The following is a 4,605-nucleotide window of genomic DNA, read 5'->3' as shown; positions in this document are numbered from 1 at the left end:
ACCTAAGGTCAGGTCGAGACCGGCTACTCATTCATCTGTGGTTCCAGCTGCGCGACCGCTTCGAAGACTGACGTGTCATTGCGGGGTGTATCCGAGGACCAGCTCCGGCAGCCAGAGTGACAATTCCGGAACGAACGTCGTCAGCCCAAGAGTGGGAATCCAGCCGACGGCGATCATCAGCAGAGTTGGCTTCATCATTTCATTGATCGGTGCCCGTCCCAGCTGCGAACCGAAGTACAGCAAGGGTGCCGTGGGCGGGGTGATATTGGCCATGCCGAGGTTCACACCGACGATCGCTGCGAAGTGAATCGGGTCGACGCCGATCCCCACCGCGACGGGCAATAGGATCGGGGTGACGAGGAGGACCCCACTGACATCGTCGATGAGCATTCCGAGGATGACGATAAAGAGGTTGATCATGAGCAGGATGATGACAGGCTGTTCCGAAATGGAGAGCAGTACCGAGCTGATGGCATCTGGCAGCCTTTCCATGGTGAAGATCCGCGACAGCACCATCATCGAATAGGCCATGATCATCACAACACCGGTGGTCGCAGCGCCCTCGACCAACACATCTTTTAGGTCTCTGACCTTGAGCTCACGATAGACCCACAAACCCAACGGGATCGTGTAGATCGCGGCCACAACAGCCGCCTCAACGGTAGTGAGAATGCCGCTGTAGATGCCGCCGAGGATGATTACCGGCAGAAGGAGCGCGGGAATTCCAGTCACCGTGCGCTTCCCGAAAGTCCGCGCAAGTTGCTTTGCCGGCACCGGCTCAAGAACGGCGCGCCCTTTCGTGCCTGCTTTCACCTGTTGGCGTAAATCGGCACGCATGTATACCAAGGTGAATACGCTAAGCAGCACCGTAAGAATGATGCCCGGAAGCAGCGTCGACAGGAAAGTGGCAAGAACGGAGACGTTGGCCAACCACGCGTAGAGGATCATGATCCCGCTGGGAGGAATGAGCAGACCAAGGATGGAGGCATTAGCCAGCAACGCCGCAGCGAAGCCGCGCGGATACCCGGCTCGATGTAGCTTACCGAACATGATCGAACCGATCGTCGACAGCGCCGCGAGGGCGCTGCCGGAGATCGAACCGAAGATTGCGCAGGCTAAAACCGAGGCAACGCCTAGACCACCTGTGATGCGACCGAGTAACACTTCGGCCCATTTGACGATGACATCGCCGACTCCGCCCTTTTCGATGAGCTTGCCGGCGATGATGAACATCGGGATAGCCAACAGCAACGTCGAATTAAGCTGGCTGAACCCATAGGGAAGGAGGAAGTTCGGGTCATACCCGAGGGAGAGGACGAGGAACACCGCCACGCCGAGGAACGTCCAAACGTCCGGGACGCCAAGGGCAAGAAGAACGATGAGAAGAATGAGACCGAGGAGCAGCATAGACAATCAGCTTTCCTTCTCTTCGAAGGCATTGATGCCCTCCGCGGAAACCTCAACATCGACTGCTTCAGACTGCTCGGCGGATCCGGCGCGGAGGTCAGTGATCTCTGAATAGAGTTTCACTGCGGTGTAGAACGTCATCAGCACGAATCCAACGAGTACCGCCACCTGCACCGTGATAAGTGGAATCTCGTACACCGAGGTGCTTTTGGGACGGGCGAGACCATGTTCGACATAGAGAAAGGCCCACCAGCTAAGGACCAATCCGATGGCGAGGCTGATCACCGCAACTATTGTGCGTATGACCCCTTTTACCCGCCTATTCCGAATGTAAGACTGAAGGACATCGGCGGAAACGTGGGTCCGTTGAGCACTGGCGTACGAAGCACCGATGAAGTACATCCAGAGGGTCGGGATTAGGATGAGTTCGCTCAGGCCCAGCATCGTCGTCTCGAATACATAGCGAAGGATGACCTGTGCGAAGAGGCCGATGATCACGCAGGCGCAACAGACGAACATGATCCATCGCTGTGCAGAGATTAGACCTTTTGCTCCAGAGGCGAGAAAAGTCGTCATTGATTTAGCCCTTCCTCACGCGCTCGGGGGCGTGTAGTCGAAGCCCATCTCGGTCGAAAGTTCTTCGATCATCTTCACTTGGCAGGGGTCGCCGAGGATCGACCATGCGGACTTCCGAGCGTGCTCGGCGAAGCTCTTCAGGTCGGCATCGTCGAATTCAACCACCTCGATACCCTCGTCAGCCATCTTTTTCCGGTAGGTTTCCTCAGCATCCTTCGAGATCTCGAAGCTGTTTTTGGTCATTGTCTTCCCAGCCTCCCTGAGTACAACCTGATCTGCTGGAGACAACGATTCGAATGTGGGGCGATTGATCAGTAGATGGGTCGCTTCAAACATGTTGTTGTACTGGTAGTAATGGGTGACGACGTCCTTGAACTGCAAATAGTTGACCAACGGATGTCCACCTGTCCAACCGTCTACAGCTCCCGTCTGTAGCCCCTGATAGACATCGGCATATGCCATCGATACCGTGCCAAATCCCATCGATTTCGCATGCCCTGCGGAAATCGGTATCTCGGGCACCCTCAACATGACGTCCTTGTCGGCTCCCATCACTGCCGGCGAAGACACGGGGCGGTTAGTCGCGATGCCTCCGAAACCTTCTGCGAACAGCCCAAGGAGTTCGATATCCTGAGCACGATGGATCTCCCTCAGCTGCTGTCCGAGCAGCGAGTCGAGTGTAAAGTAGCGATACACGTCCGAGTAGTTCGTAAACAGGTAAGGCAGAAACTGGATCTCAAGTCGATTGTCGAGGCTGGTCGGGGTCGAGATCAGCCCCATGTGCATGGTTCCCTGCCCGAGCTCGTCATACATCAGCGTGTAGTCACCGAGCTGGTTGTTCGGGTAGATCTCCATTCGAACTCGGCCTGACGTCCCTTCCTAGACAGTCGTCGCCATCTTCTGCAATTCGGTGGTGTTCGGATGCTCGTCATTGTTTTGACCAGCTACGCGGAGAATGAGCGCACCATCATCGTCCGAGCTAGCGCATCCTCCAGCTGCCAGACCGAGTGCAATTGCACCGGCCGATGCGAGCAGTTGTCGACGTTTCATCAGTGGTTTCTGATCCTTTGAGCGTAGGAGAACAGCAAAATCATGCCGAGAATCGGGCGGGAGAGAGATGCCCGATCGAGTGTGAAGTCGAACCTGACATGGCCAGGTCCTTTGCGATTTCGCCCATCACGGGGGCCATCTTGAATCCATGGCCGGAATAGCCGCCGAGAACGAATACTTGACTGCTTCCGGGGACGGGTCCGACGAGCGCATGTTCATCGCTGGTGTAGGCATCCATGTGGACGGATACCCGGGACGGGGTGGTCCGCAGTCCGGGGTGGCACCTTGCAACCTCTCTGTTGATTGCGTCGAGTTCGGCCAGGTCGACATCCCGGTGCAGCTGCTCGGGGAGGACGACGTCGCCGAAGGTGTTCACACTGCCGATCTTCGTCATCGTTCCTTCCAATGAAGGAATACCGAATGTCTGAATTTCTCCGCCGACCCTCCCGAAAGCCGGAAAGGCGTCCGGTGTGTATTCGTGGAGCCGATCTGACAGATACCAAGTCATCACGATCTTCTTCGACACCAAATGAGCGGAAAACTGGGGAAAGACGCGGGCAGTCCAGGGCCCCGCCGTGACGATCACTTTGTCGAATTCGTGGACTTTACCACCCGCAGTGATCTGGACGCCCGCAGGTTTTTCGTCGATCGCGTCGACCTGAGTATGGTCATGGATCGTCGCGCCCAAAGCCGCCGCGCGCTCGGCCGCGGTGAGGACAGCCAGTTCTGGTCGGATCACGCCTCCTTCGCGATCGAGGACCGAAATCTCTCCGTCCTCGAGCCGATGCTGAGGATAACGAGCCATCGTTTCGGCGCGGTCGAGAACTACATGATCAATCTCGAAGTCTTCTACCGAGCGAATGACATTGGCAATGCGAGGGTCTTCACGGGGACCGATCATCAGGGCACCGTTGAGTGTGAGAAGGCTCTGCCCAGTCTCAGCTTCGAGCTCTTGCCACAATCGGCGAGAGGACTTGAGCAGAGGAACATAATCGGCTCCCTCCATATAGGCGGTGCGAAACATACGTGATTCGCCGCCCGCGGCCGACCGTTCGTGGGCAAGTCCATACTGTTCGAAACCAACTACGTCGAGGCCCGCCTTCGCCAACTGCCAGAGCGCCATGCTCCCCATTGAACCGATTCCGACGACCGCGACTCTTGGGCTACGCATTCTTCTGTTCCTCCTGTGGGACACAAGTTCGTGTGCCTCGTCTTCGATGGCACCTTCACTCATCGAAGCAGAAAGATTCCTTGACGTCATCAGTCAGTCGTCAAAACCTGGTCGCGCCCAATTCGACAATTGTCGTATTTACAGGCCAGATGCTCCGCCATCTAGACCGTTTAAGCAGAATGTGATGAATTGTCGGCCGACACTGAGCCTCTCGAAAACGTTACCGTCAGATATATAGGAATGGTCGTCCGCACTTCGAATATCGGTGATCTGTCCATCGACTCTCCCAATTTCGACCAGTTTGTTCATTCACAGCTCGTGCAGAATGGCAACGGTGACATTCGGGAAGGAGATGACGACTGGTCTCAAATCGAGCTATGAATGCCGGTAGGTGGCCCGGT

At 56.3% G+C, this 4,605-nt stretch carries 3 protein-coding genes and 1 pseudogene; all 4 read right to left on the bottom strand.

Going from position 1 to position 4,605, the window contains the following annotated elements; translation table 11 throughout:
* Nucleotides 1-75: 75 nt before the first annotated feature.
* The 4 genes and pseudogenes from ACE03M_RS07660 to solA all read right to left on the bottom strand — a co-directional run bounded on the left by ACE03M_RS07660 (nucleotide 76) and on the right by solA (nucleotide 4,204).
* A complete protein-coding gene (locus ACE03M_RS07660; protein WP_485933515.1) occupies nucleotides 76-1,407 on the bottom strand; it encodes a TRAP transporter large permease in 1,332 nt (443 codons plus the stop codon).
* Between the two features lie 6 nt (nucleotides 1,408-1,413).
* Complete coding sequence (locus ACE03M_RS07655) at nucleotides 1,414-1,983, bottom strand: TRAP transporter small permease (protein WP_485933384.1); 570 nt, start codon at nucleotides 1,981-1,983, stop codon at nucleotides 1,414-1,416.
* A gap of 15 nt (nucleotides 1,984-1,998) precedes the next feature.
* Nucleotides 1,999-2,847 (bottom strand): annotated as a pseudogene (gene dctP / locus ACE03M_RS07650) (TRAP transporter substrate-binding protein DctP); the annotation flags it as partial.
* Nucleotides 2,848-3,073: 226 nt separating this feature from the next.
* Entirely contained in the window at nucleotides 3,074-4,204 is a 1,131-nt protein-coding gene (solA, locus tag ACE03M_RS07645) for an N-methyl-L-tryptophan oxidase (RefSeq protein ID WP_485933383.1), read from the bottom strand.
* Nucleotides 4,205-4,605: the final 401 nt, after the last annotated feature.

The organism is Brevibacterium sp. AGC70, from assembly GCF_057334195.1.
The sequence above is the reverse complement of the archived record's forward strand: the minus strand, read 5'-3'. Positions and strand labels throughout refer to the sequence as shown.